Source organism: Actinoplanes sp. CA-030573, from assembly GCF_050951115.1.
Taxonomy (GTDB): Bacteria; Actinomycetota; Actinomycetes; order Mycobacteriales; family Micromonosporaceae; genus Actinoplanes.
In genome coordinates, this window is sequence record NZ_CP192038.1 from 3,709,549 (window position 1) to 3,725,807 (window position 16,259).

Annotated in this window: 14 protein-coding genes; 8 read left to right on the plus strand and 6 right to left on the minus strand. The window is 70.7% G+C overall.

Going from position 1 to position 16,259, the window contains the following annotated elements:
- Positions 1–8 precede the first annotated feature (8 nt).
- From ACQP2F_RS17280 to ACQP2F_RS17290, 3 genes are all read right to left on the minus strand, one after another.
- Positions 9–734: a TIGR03943 family putative permease subunit gene (locus tag ACQP2F_RS17280; RefSeq protein WP_433305147.1), complete on the minus strand. Its 726-nt coding sequence runs from the start codon at positions 732–734 to the stop codon at positions 9–11.
- Positions 731–1,750: a permease gene (locus tag ACQP2F_RS17285; protein WP_433305149.1), complete on the minus strand. Its 1,020-nt coding sequence runs from the start codon at positions 1,748–1,750 to the stop codon at positions 731–733. Before ACQP2F_RS17285 ends, ACQP2F_RS17280 begins: the two co-directional genes overlap by 4 nt.
- Before the next feature lie 138 nt (positions 1,751–1,888).
- Positions 1,889–3,118 (minus strand): YibE/F family protein, encoded by a 1,230-nt coding sequence (locus ACQP2F_RS17290; RefSeq protein WP_433305151.1) that lies wholly within the window; start codon positions 3,116–3,118, stop codon positions 1,889–1,891.
- A gap of 150 nt (positions 3,119–3,268) precedes the next feature.
- Here ACQP2F_RS17290 and ACQP2F_RS17295 point away from each other — a divergent pair, with 150 nt between their 5' ends.
- Positions 3,269–4,369: a hypothetical protein gene (locus tag ACQP2F_RS17295; RefSeq protein WP_433305153.1), complete on the plus strand. Its 1,101-nt coding sequence runs from the start codon at positions 3,269–3,271 to the stop codon at positions 4,367–4,369.
- 47 nt (positions 4,370–4,416) lie between these two features.
- Here the strand turns inward: ACQP2F_RS17295 and ACQP2F_RS17300 are convergent, their stop codons facing one another.
- Positions 4,417–6,063 (minus strand): alpha-amylase family protein, encoded by a 1,647-nt coding sequence (locus ACQP2F_RS17300; RefSeq protein ID WP_433305154.1) that lies wholly within the window; start codon positions 6,061–6,063, stop codon positions 4,417–4,419.
- A 4-nt stretch (positions 6,064–6,067) separates the two neighbouring features.
- Positions 6,068–7,054, minus strand: coding sequence for a DUF2267 domain-containing protein (locus ACQP2F_RS17305; RefSeq protein ID WP_433305156.1), 987 nt, complete (start codon positions 7,052–7,054; stop codon positions 6,068–6,070).
- A gap of 141 nt (positions 7,055–7,195) precedes the next feature.
- Here ACQP2F_RS17305 and ACQP2F_RS17310 point away from each other — a divergent pair, with 141 nt between their 5' ends.
- Positions 7,196–8,218, plus strand: a complete 1,023-nt coding sequence (locus ACQP2F_RS17310) for a LuxR C-terminal-related transcriptional regulator (RefSeq protein ID WP_433305158.1) — start codon at positions 7,196–7,198, stop codon at positions 8,216–8,218.
- Between the two features lies 1 nt (position 8,219).
- On the opposite strand, the gene ACQP2F_RS17315 is transcribed toward ACQP2F_RS17310, so the two are convergent.
- On the minus strand, positions 8,220–8,681 hold the full coding sequence (locus ACQP2F_RS17315) for a BON domain-containing protein (RefSeq protein WP_433305160.1): 462 nt from the start codon (positions 8,679–8,681) through the stop codon (positions 8,220–8,222).
- Positions 8,682–8,939: 258 nt separating this feature from the next.
- Between ACQP2F_RS17315 and ACQP2F_RS17320 the strand changes: the two genes are divergently transcribed.
- From ACQP2F_RS17320 to clpB, 6 genes are all read left to right on the plus strand, one after another.
- Positions 8,940–9,884, plus strand: a complete 945-nt coding sequence (locus ACQP2F_RS17320) for a PrsW family intramembrane metalloprotease (protein WP_433305161.1) — start codon at positions 8,940–8,942, stop codon at positions 9,882–9,884.
- Between the two features lie 64 nt (positions 9,885–9,948).
- Positions 9,949–11,850, plus strand: a complete 1,902-nt coding sequence (dnaK, locus tag ACQP2F_RS17325) for a molecular chaperone DnaK (protein WP_433305163.1) — start codon at positions 9,949–9,951, stop codon at positions 11,848–11,850.
- Positions 11,851–11,857: 7 nt separating this feature from the next.
- Positions 11,858–12,349 (plus strand): nucleotide exchange factor GrpE, encoded by a 492-nt coding sequence (locus ACQP2F_RS17330; protein WP_433305165.1) that lies wholly within the window; start codon positions 11,858–11,860, stop codon positions 12,347–12,349.
- Positions 12,349–13,320: a DnaJ C-terminal domain-containing protein gene (locus tag ACQP2F_RS17335; RefSeq protein ID WP_433305167.1), complete on the plus strand. Its 972-nt coding sequence runs from the start codon at positions 12,349–12,351 to the stop codon at positions 13,318–13,320. Before ACQP2F_RS17330 ends, ACQP2F_RS17335 begins: the two co-directional genes overlap by 1 nt.
- On the plus strand, positions 13,317–13,646 hold the full coding sequence (locus ACQP2F_RS17340; RefSeq protein WP_433305169.1) for a chaperone modulator CbpM: 330 nt from the start codon (positions 13,317–13,319) through the stop codon (positions 13,644–13,646). The genes ACQP2F_RS17335 and ACQP2F_RS17340 overlap by 4 nt, the downstream gene beginning before the upstream one ends.
- Positions 13,637–16,258, plus strand: a complete 2,622-nt coding sequence (clpB, locus tag ACQP2F_RS17345) for an ATP-dependent chaperone ClpB (RefSeq protein ID WP_433305171.1) — start codon at positions 13,637–13,639, stop codon at positions 16,256–16,258. The genes ACQP2F_RS17340 and clpB overlap by 10 nt, the downstream gene beginning before the upstream one ends.
- Position 16,259: the final 1 nt, after the last annotated feature.

Below are 16,259 nucleotides of genomic sequence, written 5' to 3' on the forward strand. Positions count from 1 at the left end.
ACGATCCGTCAGGAGTAGGGGTTGGCGGGTTCGCTGATCTGCTGCCAGCTCGTGACCGTCAGGTAGGCGACCTTGGCCTTGTTGACCGGGTCGGTGCCGACCTGGGGGCTGTAGACGCCGTTGACCTCGATCCAGCTGTTGGTGGGCGCGTCGACGGTGACGTCGCCGTTCAGGCCGATCTTGATGGGGCGGCCGTCGGCGGCGCAACAGGTGAGCACGATCCGGGCGAGCATGGGTTTCTTGTCGGGTCCTGGGGTGAGGAATCCGGACATCTGCACGGTGTGCCCGGTGAGGCTCTTCCCGCCGTCGAAGATCGCTCGGGATGCGTAGTCGATCAGGCCGAGTGGGGCCGGGTCGGCCGCGGGCAGCGGCGGATAGTCGGAGTCGCCGGCGGTGAGGGCGACGGTTCCGGCCTGGCCGGCGGAGTAGGAGCCGAGCGCGGGCGGGGTGATCAGCAGCAGGCTGATGACCGGCAGGATCAGGAGCCAGCCGATGCGTGGCTCGTGGTGGGCGTGTCCGTGCCCGTCGTCGGTCTCGTGGTCGTGACCGGCGGGCGCGGCTCGTAGCTCGTACCAGATGGTCATGATCGCGGCCGCGACCAGCAGGATGCCGGCGGTGAGCAGGAACGGCCGGAGCCCGGCCTTGACGTAGCGCAGGAAGACGTCGGTGACGGTGGTCTTGATCAGGGCGCCGCCGAACAGCAGCATCACGATGGCCTGGCTGAGCCGGTTCACAGCAGCACCGTCCCGAACGCGGCGCCGGCCAGGATGGCGGCGGCGAGCGTGGCCGGGGCGAACCGGAACGCGAAGCGCCGCCCGAAGGTGCCGGCCTGCATGGCGATCAGTTTGAGGTCGACCATCGGACCGACGACCAGGAACACCAGGCGCGCGGTCAGGGAGAACTGCGACAGCGAGGCGGCCACGAACGCGTCGGCCTCGCTGCAGATCGACAGCAGGACCGCCAGCAGGGCCAGCGCGATCACCGAGACGACCGGGGTGCCGGCGACGCTCTGCAGCCAGGAGCCGGGGACGAAGACGTTGATGGTGGCGGCCGCGGCGGCGCCCAGCACCAGGAAGCCGCCCGCGTGCATGATGTCGTGCCGGCAGGCGGCCCAGAACGCGCGGCCGCGGGACACGCCGTCGAGGTCGGGCCGATGCGGCAGCCGGATCCATTCGGTCTTGCCCAGCCGCAGCCACAACCAGCCCATCGCGACCGCCACGACCAGGCTCGCCGCGCCGCGGGCGATGGCCATCTGCGGGCGGCCGGGAAACGCCACGACGGTGGCGGTCAGCACGATCGGATTGATGGCCGGGGCGGCCAGCAGGAACGCCAGCGCGGCGGCCGGCGTGACGCCCCGCCGGATCAGCGACCCGGCGATCGGCACGCTGCCGCACTCGCAGCCGGGCAGCACGACACCGGCGAGGCCGGCGGCCGGCACCGCGAGGGCGGGATGTCTCGGCAGGGCCCGGGCCCAGAACGAGCGGGGCACGAACACCGCGATCACGGCCGACAGCACCACCCCGAAGACCAGGAACGGTGAGGCCTGCACGAGGACGGAGACGAAGACGGTCGTCCAGGTCTGCCAGCGGGCGCCGGAGACCAGGTCGCCGAGCGGCCCGCGGAACACCACCAGCACCAGCAACAGGCCGGTGAGCAGTTCCAGGGACCCGGCCCGCGGTCTCTTCGCCGATGCCGGCGGCGCCGCCGGTGGCTCCAGCTGTTCTCTGCTGACTGTCTGCGGTGCGCTCACAAGCTGCTCCACGGTGCCGGTGAGATGTCGAATCCGGGCGGGGCCTCGCCCGGCCGCCGGGCCAAAGTTACCGGCCGGCCGGTGCTGTCCGATCCGGCCGCGCCGTATCTGTCCATACGTTTCACCTGCACACCCGGTTCAGTGCGCGGCGGCCGCGTGCCGCGGCCGGGCGGGTGATCCACTGCCGGTGCGCACGTCGGCGACCAGCGCGGCCAGGGCGGTGGTGATCGGCACGGAGGCGACCAGGCCGATCGTGCCGACCGCGCTGCGCAGAATCTCCTGGGCGAGCAGTTCGCCGGTGAGCACCTGCGACAACGGCTGGCTGCCGGTGGCGAACAGCAGCAACAGCGGCAGCGAGGCGCCGGCGTACGCCAGGACGATGGTGTTGACCGCGGATGCGACGTGCGCCCGGCCGACCCGGCCGGCCGCCCGGTAGAGCAGCCAGCGGGTGGTCGGCCCGGCCGCTGCCATCTCGGCCACCGTGACCGCCTGGGTGACCGTGACGTCGTCGAGCACGCCCAGCGCGCCGATCACGACGCCGGCCAGCAGCAGCCCGCGCATGTCGATCGATCCCGGTATCGACGCCAGGAACGAGTCCTCGTCGGTGGCGACGCCGCTCAGGTGCAGGGCCGCGGTGAATGCGACGCCGAGCACCCCGGTCAGCACCAGACTGGCCAGCGTGCCGGCCACGGCGACCGACGTGTGGACGTTCAGGCCGTGGGTGAGATACAGCGCCGCGAACATGATCGCGGCGGAGCCGACCACCGCAACCAGCAGCGGCGGCGAGCCGTCGAGGATCGCCGGGACGATGAACAGCAGCAGGATCGTGAAGCTCAACGCCAGCCCGGCCAGCGAGGTCAGGCCGCGCCACCGGCCGAAGGCGAGGATCACCACCGCGGTCAGCGCGATCAGCCAGATCAACGGCCGGCCGCGCTGATGATCGACGACGGTGTACGCGTGTCCTCCGGGCACGGCGCCGGGAAGGTACAACAGCACCACTTCGTCACCGACCCGAAGCCGTGGCGCGCCCGGCCCGCTCGGCAGATCGACGGCCACGTCGCTGCCCGCGCCCGGACCGTGCTCCACGTGGACGGTCGCCGAGCCGCAGGCCTGACCGGCCGCGGTGCCGGCCGGGCAGGACTGCTCGGTCACGCTGATGACGGTGCCGTTCGCCCGCCGGCCGTCGTCGCCGGACCCGGCGCCACGATGGGGCCGGGCCGGCCACAACGCGATCATCGCGACGATCGTGAGCAGCGCCGCCGGAGCCAGCACCGCCGTCATGACCCGCCGAGTGTGCCGGGACGCGGCCGGCAACCGGTCGTGGGCATGCCCGTGGCGGGCCGTGCCGTTCGTGCCGGGCAGCGTCATGGCAGGCAGGGTAATGCGCTCCGGGCGGCGCCACCAATTCGCATTCATGCGCGAATGCGTATATGCGCAATATCGTATTCGCCGAAACTATTGCCGGCGCGCCCCGGGTAACACCGCACGCGTCGGGAAAAGGCCGCTACATTCACCCGGGTGGTGGCACGAATCGGAGCGGAATCGCCCTCGGCGAGCACCGCGAAAGGTTTGTCCCGTCGCACGACGGTGACGCTGGCCGCGGCGGTGATCGCGGCCGCCGCCCTGCTCGCCGGCGGCCGGCAGCAGAGCGCGCCGCCGCCGGTCGGCCGCGTCACCGCCGGGCAGGCCTGGCCCCGTGCCGCCCGCGCCGACTTCCCCGATCTGCCGGTCAGCCCGCTGCTGTTCCTGGACGCCCGGACGGTCGTGGGCACCCTGCCGACCCGCGACGGCGCCCACCAGCGGCTGGTGATCCAGACACCCGGTGGCCCGGACCGCGAGTTGCGGCGCCTGCCCGCCGACGGCAATCCACAGTTCGGCAGCGTGACCGCCGCCGGCGGCCGGCTGGTCTGGGCCGAGCTCGCCGAGCATCGGCCATGGCAGCTGTGGACGGCCGACCTGGCGGGCGGCCCGGCCCGCCGGCTGGTCCCCGACGCCGGCGACGTGACGTTCCCCGGCAACCAGCACGACCTGGTCATCGCGCAGGACCAGGTGTACTGGGCCGTTGCGGCCGGGGAACGTGCCACCGTGATCCGGTCGGTCCCGCTCGTCGGCGGCCCGCCGACTGGCCGAACACTGGACGGTCAATGGAGCCTGTCGACCTGGCCGTGGCTGACCGATGAGGCGAGCGCCGGCACGGGCACCACCCGGCTTCGGGACATGGCCACCGGCCGCCAGATCCGGATCAGTGTGCCCGCCCACCAGCTGGCCGGCTGCACTCTCTCGTGGTGCCGAGTCATGGTCATGAACCCGGGCGGCGCGCTGGCCGGCATCGATCTGATGCACCCGGACGGCTCGGGGCGCCGACGGATCGCCGGTGGCGGCGCGCAGGCCGCGGTCACCGACGTCGCGGTCCTCGACCGGTTCGAAATCCTCTCCGAGCCCGCACCCGATTCCGATCTCACCGGCGCCGCGGGCCTGCTGGTCTACGACATCGCCACCGGCCGCACGGTCACGATCAGTTCGGCGGCCGGCGGCGTGTTCACCCACGACGGCATGCTGTGGTGGTCCACCGGCGAGACGGATCTCGTCTGGCACACCCTCGACCTGCGCACTGCCTGATCGCCGTCGGAGCCGAGTTCTTTTCTTGGCCTTCGGAAACTCCCGGGTCAGTGGTGCAGGTGCGAGCGTCGTAACCGTATCCAGCGGTAGCCGAAGCCATCCAGCTCGAGGTCGCGCAGGTCGAGATCCGGATATTCGCGGTCGCTGAACACCTCCACCGGTTGGGTGTCGTCGTCGGGCTGCACCGGCAGGCTGATCCGGGTCGGACGGTCACTGAGGTTGTGCAGGAACACGATCGAACCGCTGGGCGCGTCGGCGCGGTGCGCGAGCACATGTGCCGGCTGGACCGGTATCACACAGTGGTCGCCGACGCCGATCTCCCCGCACTCCAGCCTGGTGTGCAGCATCCGTTCGAACCAGACCAGCAGCGAGTCCGGATCCCGGCGCTGGTCGGTCACGTTGACCTCGTCGTACGAGTACGGGCCCTCGCTGATCACCGGGCGGACCAGGTCCTGCGCCGCCGCGGTGCTGAAGCCGCCGTTGGGGGTGGCCGACCACTGCATGGGCGTACGGATCGCGTCGCGCTCGGGCAGCCGCAGGTCCTCGCCCATGCCGATCTCGTCGCCGTAGCGCAGCACCGGGGTGCCGGGCATGGTGAACTGAAGGCTGTGCGCCATCCGCAGCCGGCGCCGGCCGTCGAGCATCGTGGCCAGGCGGCGGCGGATGCCCCGGCCGTACAGCTGATGGCGGCGTTCGGGGCCGAAGGCGGCGAAGACGGTCTCCTGCTCGGATTTCATCAGGTTCGACAGGTCGACTTCGTCGTGGTTGCGGAGAAACGTGGCCCATTGACCGTGGCGAGGCAGCCGGGGCAGCGCGGCCAGCGCCTCGGCGACCGCTTCGGACTCCTGCCGGGCCAGGGACAGCATGATCGCTTCGTTGAGCCGGAACGCGAAGAGCATCTGCAGCCGGTTGGCCGCTCCGTCCGCGCTGCCGAAGTACTGGGTCAGGTCGTCGTCGGGGACGTTGGCCTCGGCGAGGAAAACCGCGTCGCCGCGGCGCCAGGACGTCCGCTCGCGCAGCTCGGTAAGTACCGAGTAGTCGCGGTTCTCCGGGTCTCCGCCGGGCTCCGTGCATTCGATCATGAACGGCGCGGCGTCGATGCGGAACCCACTCACCCCGAGCCGCTCCCAGAACGACACGATCTTGGCGAGCTCCTCGCGTACATAAGGATTGGCGATGTTCAGATCGGGCTGGAAGTCGTAGAAGCGGTGGTGGTACCAGGCGCCCGCCTGATCACTGTAGGTCCAGGTCGTCTCCTGGACACCGGGGAACACCATGCCCTCGCGGCGGTCGGGCGGCTCCTGCTCGGACCAGACGTACCAGTCGCGGTGCGCCGAGCGGGGATCGGAGCAGGCCGACGTGAACCAGGGGTGCCCGTCGCTGGTGTGGTTCAGCACCAGGTCCAGCATGATCCGCAGGCCACGTTCGTCGGCGACGTTCATCAACTCGGCGAAGTCACCCAGGCTGCCGAGGGCCGGGTCGATGTTGTAGTGATCGGTGACGTCGTATCCGCCGTCGCGCCAGGGGCTGGGATGGATGGGGCTCAACCAAAGCGTCGTCACCCCGAGGCGGCCCAGGTAGTCGATCCGGCTGATCAGTCCACCCAGATCACCGACGCCGTCGCCGTTGGAGTCCTGGAACGCCCGCACGTCCAAGTTGTAGATGACACCGTTGCGGTACCAGCGCTCAGCCAAGCGATCACGCCAGACCAGCGTTTGCCTGCGTGATCGCCTCGTCGACCCGAAGCGCGAGATCGATGTCGATCGCGGTCACGGCGCCCGCGTTGGTGGTTCTGACCGCGAACTGCGCGGTCCGCTCGTCGGGACGACTGATCCGCGGCCCGCGGCCCAGCTCCTGCTTGAGCCGGTCCAGCCGGAGCAGTACTCGTTCCAGCTGGTCCGGTGGCAGCACGAGGGTGCGGGTGATCGCGCGCGAGTCGCCGGTCCAGTCCGGCAGCCGTCGTAGCGCCGCCCGCAGTTCCTCGTCGTCGATCGCGGCGGTGTGGCCGTCCGGCCCGACCAGGCCACCGCCCGGCTGCGGCGGCCGGGTCAGCTCCTCCAGCTCGTCCGGGAGGTGCAGCTCGCCCAGGACGCCAGGGCTCTGCTCGGTGATGGCCAGGAACACCGCCTCGGCCCGCCGCCGGCCCTGCTCCGGCGGACAGTGCAGCTGTTCGCTCACCTCCCGGACGAAGCCGATCACGTCTGCTTGCCCGAGCGGGGTGCTGAGGTCCTGCTCCTGGGTCAGCTCGGCCGGCACCACGTCGAGCAGCCGCCGGCGGCCGGCCTCGTCCACCGTGCGGGCCAGGACCGCGACCGTGGCCCGCGCGGCATCTCGGGCGGTGTCGAAGTCCGCCCCGATCTGGTCGGCCGCGGAGGTCACCAGTTCCCGGTAACGCAGCCGTAGCGCTCCCGTGTCGGGGGTGTTGTCGCCGGTCGGCGGGGGCCGGCGCGGCCAGGCCGGCTCGGGTGCCGGTGCTTCCTGCGGCCGGGGCGCGTGCGGCCCGGGCTTGTGCGCACCCTCCGGCGGCGGACCGTTCTGTTCCGCCCGTTCGGCATGCTCGGCATGGCGCCGCTGTTTCGAGGAACCCAGGCTGACCGCGGCCTCACTGGCACGGTGTCCCTCTTCCCGGGCCGCTCGGGCCAGGGCGCGTCGCTTGCGGTTGTCGCCTTCCATCTCCTTTGCCATGCCGGGGCCATTCCCCGAAGTCCGGGTGTCATGCGAGTGTGGTGCGGAAATATGCGATCCGTCCGGACGGTGATCATCTGCCCTTTCGCGCTATTGCCGGTTTAGGTGAGTCCCGTGGGGGTATCTCCGGGACGGAGAATCATGCAGGACCCCATGGCGAGCGCGATGACCTTCGCGGCGGAGATCAACCGGATCACCGCCGCATGTGGCTCGCCCGTCGAACTGACGAGCCTGTGGCATCCGTTGCGTGCGGTCATGCCCTTCTCGGCGGCCTGGCTCGGGGTGCTGGACGGCCGTGGCCGCCGGTTCCTGACCGTCGCGGCGGTGGGCCATGACGCTGCGGCGCGGGCGTACATCGAATCGCGAGGGTACTGCTCCGAAGTGGAGTCCTCCGGCGTGCTGCAGGGCCGCCGGCCGGTGCGCCTGCGGAACGGCGGCATGCCGTCGGCTTATCTTTCCCAGGAAGGACTGTGGTCGCCGGCCGGGCAGCACGACGGCCTGGGGATGCCGCTGGTCGCGGCGGACGGACGACCCGTCGGCCTGCTCGTTCTGCTCACCGACGCGACCGGCCATCCCAGTGACCCCGACTGCCGGCTGATCGGCAAGGTGGCGCCGATGATCACCTCGGCCATCGACCCGATGACCTCGATCACCGCGTTGGCCGGCCTGGTCGTCGATCCCCGCGCTTCGGCGGTGGTCGGCCCGGGCGGCGCGGTTCACCCCCTGCCCGGATCACCGGTGCATCCGCTGCTCGGCACCGGCGGACAGATGGTCGCCGTCGCCTCGGAGCGCCTGCGAGCCCACAGCAGCCCCACCTCCTTCCTGTACCCGTGCCCGAACCACGGGACTGACGACTACCTCCGCATCACGGTGATCGCCTGTCCGCGGGTCCCCTCGTCGCCGTTCGCCGAGCTGGTGGTCCTGTCCCCGCCCGGCGATCTCCACGGTCTGACCCGGCGCGAGCTCGAGGTGCTGGGATGGGTGATCGACGGCGCTACCAATCGGCAGATCGCCTCGACCTTGTCCATCACCGAGCGCACCGTGGCGGCTCATCTCGAACACATCCGATCCAAGCTCGGCGCGCCGACCCGCACCGCGGCCGCGGTCCGGTCGCTGGACCAGGGCCTGTACATCCCTCCTCGGCTGGCCGGCGCGGACACCTGACTCACCCCGGCCGTACGGTGATGAGGTTGCTGATCCCTTTCACGCCGGTGAGGTCCCGCACCACCCGTTCGGCCTCCTGCCGCTGGTCGTCACGGTCCGTCTCGCCGCGCAGGGTGACCCAGCCGCCGGACACCGAGACCTTGAGCATCTCCTCGGGTACGAGCGGATCCGTCTCGAGCGCCCGTGCGACGGACCGGGCGAGGTCGACGTCGGTCTGCTCGTCGCTGAGGGACAGCTGTACCTCGATGTTGTTGACGACGGCCTTGACCCCGCGGACACCGAGCGTCGCGCGTTCGGCGGCCCACTTCCGGCCGGCCGTGTCCACCCGGCCGGTCAGCGTCGTCACCCCGTCCCGCACGGCCACGCCTATCTCGTCCGGGCCGACCTCGGCGTCCTCTTTCAGCTCGCGCAGTACCGCATGCCGTATGTCCTCATCGGACCGAGTGGGCACCGTGCCGGTCACGCGCACCTCCAAGACTTCTCGACTGCGGCTCACCGCCTCCATCCGATCAGCCCGGCCGCGGCCTGTCGATTGGCAGTACTGCCCATTCGGGTCCCGGTCCGGGATCGGCAATAGTGCCAATAGACGTCGGCGGACGGGCAGCGGTACGCCTAAAGGGCCGGGTCCACCGGACCTGGCGACATCGAGCAACAGACGGCGCTGCGCCGCCTGGGGCCGGCCCGTGTCCGAGGGCTCATGTCCGGCGATGGGAGTCCGATCGTGGTTGAGGTCGTGTCCGGCCCCCAGCGTGCCGTCCGCACGCGACGCGTGTGGCTACGCATGTTCCTGACCGGGCTCGCCCTCTGGGTGGCCACGGTCGTGATCATTCTCGTGACCGGCAACGCGAACCTGATCCCGACCGTGGTGCTGCTCGGCAGCTTTCTGGTGCCGGTGACCTTCGTCGCCTGGGCCTTCGAACGCCGCGAGACCGGCGAGATAACCGGCGGTCTGATCTTCTCGACCTTCGTCACCGGCGGCGTTCTCGGCGTACTCGGCGCCTCGGTGCTCGAGTCGTTTCTGTTGCACCCGTCGCCGTGGTTGTTCTTCGGCGTCGGGCTGATCGAGGAGGCGGTCAAGCTCGGCGCACTGATGGTGGTGACCCGCCACCTTCGCGCCAGAACCCTCCGGGACGGGATGATCCTCGGTGCCACCGTCGGCTTCGGGTTCGCCGCCTTCGAGTCCGCGGGCTACGCCTTCACCGCGCTTTTCTCGGTCGACGGGTTGTCCCTGGTGCAACTCGTGCAGACGGAGCTGTTGCGCGGCCTGCTGGCACCGGTGGGGCACGGGCTGTGGACGGCGATCCTGGGCGGCGTGTTGTTCGCCGCGTCCCGGCCGGAGCACTTCAAGATCACCGGGAAGGTGCTTCTCGCTTATCTGGGCGTGTCGATCCTGCACGGTCTGTGGGATTCGATGCACAGCATCGCGCTTTACCTGACCCTGGTACTGACCGAGGGCGAGCAGTTCGTGGCGACGCCGCACGGGTGGCTCGTCCAGCCGAGCACCGAACAGGTCAACATCTTCACCGCCGTGGAGTGGGGCGGCCTCGCGCTCGTCTCGATCGTCGGCATCGCCTGGTTGCTCGTCCTGTGGCGCCGGACGCCGCGACCGGTTCGCGAGACGTGGGCGACGGCTCCCTCGCCGGTCGTGCCCACCCTCGGCCCTTGAGGAAGACCCGGCCCGTGCGGAAGACCCGGACCTTGCCGCAGACAACAACGTGGAGGACAACGCCATGGCACGCGCAGTGGGAATTGACCTCGGCACCACCAACTCGGTGATCGCGGCGGTGGAGGGCGGTCACCCCACGGTGATCCCCAACGCGGAGGGATCGCGCACCACGCCCTCGGTGGTGGCCTTCACCGAACAGGGCGAGCGGCTGGTCGGCCAGCTCGCCCGCCGCCAAGCCATCCTCAACCCGAAAGGCACCATCTACTCGGCCAAGCGCTTCATCGGGCGCCGCTTCGACGAGGTGTCCAGTGAGCTGAACGCGGTGACGTTCGACGTCGTGGCGGGCCCGGACAACGCCGTGCGCTTCAAGGTGCGTGACCGGGAGTACGCGCCCGAAGAGGTCTCCGCGCTGGTGCTGCGCAAGCTGGTCGAGGACGCCTCCAAGTTCCTGGGCGAGCGCGTGACGGAGGCGGTCATCACCGTGCCGGCGTACTTCAACGACGCCCAGCGGCAGGCGACCAAGGACGCCGGGCGCATCGCCGGCCTCGAGGTGCTGCGGATCATCAACGAGCCCACGGCGGCGGCGCTCGCGTACGGCTTGGACAAGAAGGAACACGAGACGGTGCTGGTCTTCGATCTCGGCGGCGGCACCTTCGACGTCAGCCTGCTCGACGTCGGCGACGGCGTGGTGGAGGTGCGCTCCACCGCGGGTGACACCCACCTCGGCGGCGACGACTTCGACCGGCGCATCGTGGACCACCTGGCCGACGAGTTCCAGCGCACCGACGGCATCGATCTGCGCCGCGATCCGCAGGCGCTCCAGCGGCTCTTCGAGGCGGCCGAACGCGCCAAGGTGGAGCTCTCCTCGGTCACCCAGACCACGATCAACCTGCCCTTCATCACCGCCGACGCCAACGGCCCCAAGCACCTCAACGTGACGCTCACCCGGGCGACCTTCGAGCAGCTCACCGCGGATCTCGTCGACCGCTGCCTCGGTCCGGTCGAACGGGCCATGTCGGACGCGAAGGTCAACGCCAACGACATCGACGAGGTCATCCTCGTCGGCGGGTCGACCCGCATCCCCGCCGTGCAGAACCTGGTCCGGCGGCTGACCGGGGGCAAGGACCCGAACATGACGGTCAACCCCGACGAGGTCGTCGCGCTCGGCGCCGCGGTGCAGGCCGCGATCATCAAGGGCGAGGTCAAGGACGTCCTGCTGCTCGACGTCACCCCGCTGTCGCTCGGGCTCGAGACCATGGGCGGCGTGATGACCAAGATCATCGAGCGGAACACCACCATCCCGGCGCGCCGTACCGAAACCTTCAGCACCGCCGCCGACAACCAGCCCGCCGTCGATGTCGTGGTGCTGCAGGGGGAGCGGGAGCGCGCAGCGGACAACCGGGTGCTCGGGCGGTTCCGGCTGGAGAACATCCGGCCCGCTCCGCGCGGCGAGCCGCAGATCGAGGTCACCTTCGACATCGACGCGAACGGCATCCTCAACGTCTCGGCGAAGGACAAGGACACGGGCGCCGAGCAGCGCATCACGATCAGCGAAAGCTCGAACCTGGACACCTCCGAGATCGACCGGATGGTCCAGGACGCCGAGCGCCATCGCGCGGAGGACGCCCGTCTCCGCGAGATGATCGACGCCCGCAACACGCTGGACTCGGCCGCCTATCAGGTGGAGCGGCGGCTGGCCGAGCTCGGCGACGCGGTGCCGGTGCACGAGAAGGGCCGCGCCGAGATGCTGATCGGCGACGCGCGGCAGGCCATCAAGGACGAGGCGCCGCTGGATCGGCTGCGGTCCCTGACCGCCGAGCTGCAACAGGTCTACCACGGCCTCGGCGCGGGCGGCGGCAGCAGCGACGGCGCCGGCGCGCAGGGCGGTCCGGGCGGTTCGGGCGGTCCCGGCGGTCCGGCGAGCCAGGACGACGACGTCATCGACGCCGAGTTCACGACCGGGTGACACGGCGATGAGCGAACAGGAGCAGCGCCCGAGCGACACGGACAGCGGCGCCGGCGAGACCGAGGACCTACGCGCCAAGCTCGCCGAGATGGAGGATCGCTGGCGGCGGGCGCTGGCCGACTTCGACAACCTCCGCAAGCGAGCGGCCCGGGAGTCCGCCCAGCAGCGGGACGACGAGCGAGCCGCGGTGGCCGCGCGGTGGTTGCCCGTGCTCGACAACCTGGAGTTGGCCCTGCAGCATGCCGACGCCGATCCCGCGTCGATCGTCTCCGGAGTCCGGGCCGTCCACGAACAGGCTCTCGGTGTCCTGGCCGAGCTGGGCTTCCCCCGCCGCTCGGACGTGAACGAGCCGTTCGACCCGAGCCGGCACGAGGCGGTGGCGACGATGCCGGACGCCGAGGCGAAGCCGGGCACGGTGCTGCGCGTCGTCCGGCCGGGGTACGGCAGCGCCGAACGATCGCTCCGGCCGGCCGCGGTGGTAGTCGCCAAGGACGCGTGATGGCACCGTCCCGGGACTTCTACGAGACGCTCGGCGTGCCGAGGGACGTCGGCACGGAGGAGCTGCAGCGGGCGTACCGCAAACTCGCTCGCGCCTATCACCCGGACATCAACAAGGATCCGGGTGCGGAGGAACGGTTCAAGGACATCTCCGAGGCGTACGACGTGCTCTCGGATCCGGATCAGCGGCGGCGTTACGACGCGTTCGGTCCGGATTTCCGGCAGGTCCCGCCGGACACCGATCCGCAGGCCTGGGCTCGCGCCCGAGCCGCCGCGGGATCGGGCGGTGCCCGCCGCGGCCGGGGAGGGGGCCGCCGCGGCGGGGCGTCCGGGGAGGACGTCTGGTTCTCCTCCGGCGGCGCCCCGGACATCGATCTCGAGGAGCTGTTCGGCGGCATGTTCGGTGGCCGCCGGGGCGGCGGCTGGGGACCGGTGGCCGGGGCCGACCAGGAAGCCGAGCTCGAGCTGTCGGTGGAGGAGGCCTATTCCGGCGTGCGTCGCAGCGTCACGCTGTCCGGTCCGGGCGGCACCCGGACGCTGGAGGTGACCATCCCGGCCGGGGTGACCGACGGGCAGCGGATCCGCCTGGCCGGTCAAGGCGGTCAGGGTGGCGACGGCGGGGCGCCGGGCGACCTGTACCTGCGGGTACGGCTGGCGCCGCATCCGCGCTACCGCGTGGACGGCCGGGACATCAGCGTGAACCTGCCACTCGCCCCCTGGGAGGCCGCGCTCGGCACCTCGGCGGCGATCGACACGCCCGGTGGCGAGGCGAAGGTCAAGGTGCCGGCCGGCACCTCCAGCGGCCGGCGGCTCCGGCTGCGTGGCCGCGGGCTGCCCCATCCGCGTGGCCGCCCCGGTGACCTGTACGCCGTCGCCCAGATCATGGTGCCGCCCCGGCTCGGCGACGAGGAACGGCGGCTCTTCGAGCAGCTCGCGGCGACATCTACCTTCGACCCTAGGCGGCAGTCGTGACCTACCCGCTTGTCCGAAGGCCGGGCCCGTCCACCGGGCGACTGGATCTGGCCATGTTCAGCCGGGTCGCCGGGATCCACCCGGAGATGGCCTATCGGCTCGTCGCTCTGGGGCTTCTCGAACCGGTCCGCGACTCCGCCGGCGAGCTGTGGTTCGGCCATGACCAGGTGGTGGCCGTGGCCCGGATCCGGCGCCTGCGCGGGGGTCTGGGTCTCAACTATCCCGCGCTCGGTCTCGTCGTCGATCTGCTCGACCGGGTTGCCGAGCTCGAACGCCAACTGCGCATGACGTCCTCTCGACGTACCGGAGGAACCCCGTGGATGTGAACCGCCTGACCCAGAAGTCGCAGGAGGCCCTGCACGACGCACAGACCAAGGCCCTGCGGTACGGCCACACCGAGGTCGACGGCGAGCATCTGCTGCTGGCCCTGCTGGACCAGGCCGAAGGGCTGGTGCCCCGGCTGCTCGAGGCGGCCGGCGCCGACCCCGGCACGGTACGGGCGAAGGTCGAGGCGGAGCTGAACCGGCGGCCCCGCACCAGCGGCCCGGGCGTCGCACCCGGCCAGGTCTATGTGACCCAACGGCTGTCCCGGCTCTTCGACTCCGCGGAACGTGAGGCCAAGCGGCTGAAGGACGAGTACGTCTCGGTCGAGCATCTCGTGATCGCGCTGCTCGACGAGGGCTCGGCGACCGCCGCCGGCCGGCTGTTGAGCGAGGCGGGGCTCACCCGGGACGGCTTCCTGCAGGCCCTGACCCGGATCCGCGGCAACCAGCGGGTGACGTCCGCGATGCCGGAGGTCGCCTACGAGGCACTGGCCAAGTACGGCCGGGATCTGGTCGCGGACGCGGCCGGCGGCAAGCTGGATCCGGTCATCGGGCGGGACGGCGAGATCCGCCGCGTCGTCCAGATCCTCTCCCGCAAGTCGAAGAACAACCCGGTGCTGATCGGCGATCCGGGCGTGGGCAAGACCGCCATCGTGGAGGGGCTCGCGCAACGGATCACCAACGGCGACGTCCCGGAGGGCCTGCGCGACAAGCAGGTCTTCGCCCTCGACATGGGATCGCTGGTGGCCGGCGCGAAGTACCGCGGCGAGTTCGAGGAACGTCTCAAGGCGGTGCTGTCCGAGGTGAAGGCGGCGGAGGGCCGGATCCTGCTGTTCATCGACGAGCTGCACACCATCGTGGGCGCCGGCGGCTCCGAGGGTGCGATGGACGCCGGCAACATGCTCAAGCCGATGCTCGCCCGCGGTGAGCTGCACATGATCGGCGCAACGACGCTGGACGAGTACCGCAAGCACATCGAGAAGGACGCGGCGTTGGAGCGCCGCTTCCAGCCGGTGCTCGTCGAGGAGCCGTCCGAGGAGGACGCCATCTCGATCCTGCGCGGACTGCGGGAACGGCTGGAGGTCTTCCACGGCGTCAAGATCCAGGACGCGGCCCTGGTCGCCGCCGTGGTGCTCAGCCACCGGTACATCTCCGACCGGTTCCTGCCCGACAAGGCCATCGACCTGGTCGACGAGGCGTGCGCCATGCTGCGGACCGAGATCGACTCGATGCCGGCCGAGCTGGACGAGCTCACCCGGAGACTGACCCGTCTCGAGATCGAGGAGGCGGCGCTGTCGAAGGAGGACGACCCGGCCGGCGCGGCCCGCCTCGACCAGCTCCGCAAGGAGCTCGCCGACCGGCGGGCCGAGGTGGATGCGCTCCGCGCTCAGTGGGACGCCGAACGGCAGGCGCTGAAACGGGTCCAGGACCTGCGTCGTGAGCTGGAACAGGTCCGGCTGGAGGCGGAACAGGCGGAGCGCAACTACGACCTCAACCGCGCCGCCGAGCTGCGCCACGGCCGGCTGCCGGACCTGGAACGCCGGCTGCAGAGCGAGGAGCAGCGGCTCGCCGCGAAGCAGGGCGGCAAGCGGTTGCTGCGCGAGGTCGTCACCGAGGCGGAGATCGCGTCCATCGTGTCCCGCTGGACCGGCATCCCGGTGAGCCGCTTGACCGAAGGGGAACGTCAGAAGCTGCTGCGGATGGACGAGATCCTGCACGAGCGGGTGATCGGCCAGGACGAGGCGGTCCAGCTGGTCAGCGACGCCATCATCCGGGCTCGCTCCGGGATCAAGAACCCGCGCCGGCCGATCGGGTCGTTCATCTTCCTCGGCCCCACCGGGGTGGGAAAGACCGAACTGGCGCGCACCCTGGCCGCGGCGTTGTTCGACACCGAGGACAACATGGTCCGGATCGACATGAGCGAATATCAGGAGCAGCACACCGTGAGCCGGCTCGTCGGGGCGCCACCCGGATATGTCGGCTACGAGGAGGGCGGGCAGCTCACCGAGGCGGTGCGACGCAAGCCGTACTCGGTGGTGCTCTTCGACGAGATCGAGAAGGCCCACGCGGACGTGTTCAACACGCTGCTGCAAGTGCTCGACGACGGGCGTCTCACCGACGCCCAGGGCCGCACCGTCGACTTCCGCAACACCGTGATCATCATGACCTCGAACATCGGCTCCCAGTACCTGCTCGAGGGCATCTCCGACGCCGGTGAGATCATGCCCGAGGGCCGCGAGCTGGTCATGAGCGAGTTGCGGAGGCACTTCCGGCCCGAGTTCCTCAACCGCGTCGACGACATCGTGCTGTTCAAGCCGCTCACCCAGCCGGAGATCGAGCGCATCGTCGACCTCATGTTCAACGAGCTGCGCGAACGGCTCGCCGAGCGGCGGATGACGCTGGAGATCACCGACGAGGCGCAGCGGTTCATCGCCCGCCAGGGCTTCGATCCGGTGTACGGCGCCCGGCCGTTGCGCCGCTTCATCGCCCGCGAGGTGGAGACCCGCATCGGCCGGGCCCTGCTCGCCGGGGACGCCAAGGACGGCGCCGTGATCCGGGTGGACATGATCGACGGTGAGCTGACCGTCACCTACGAGAACCCACCGGAGGAGTGAC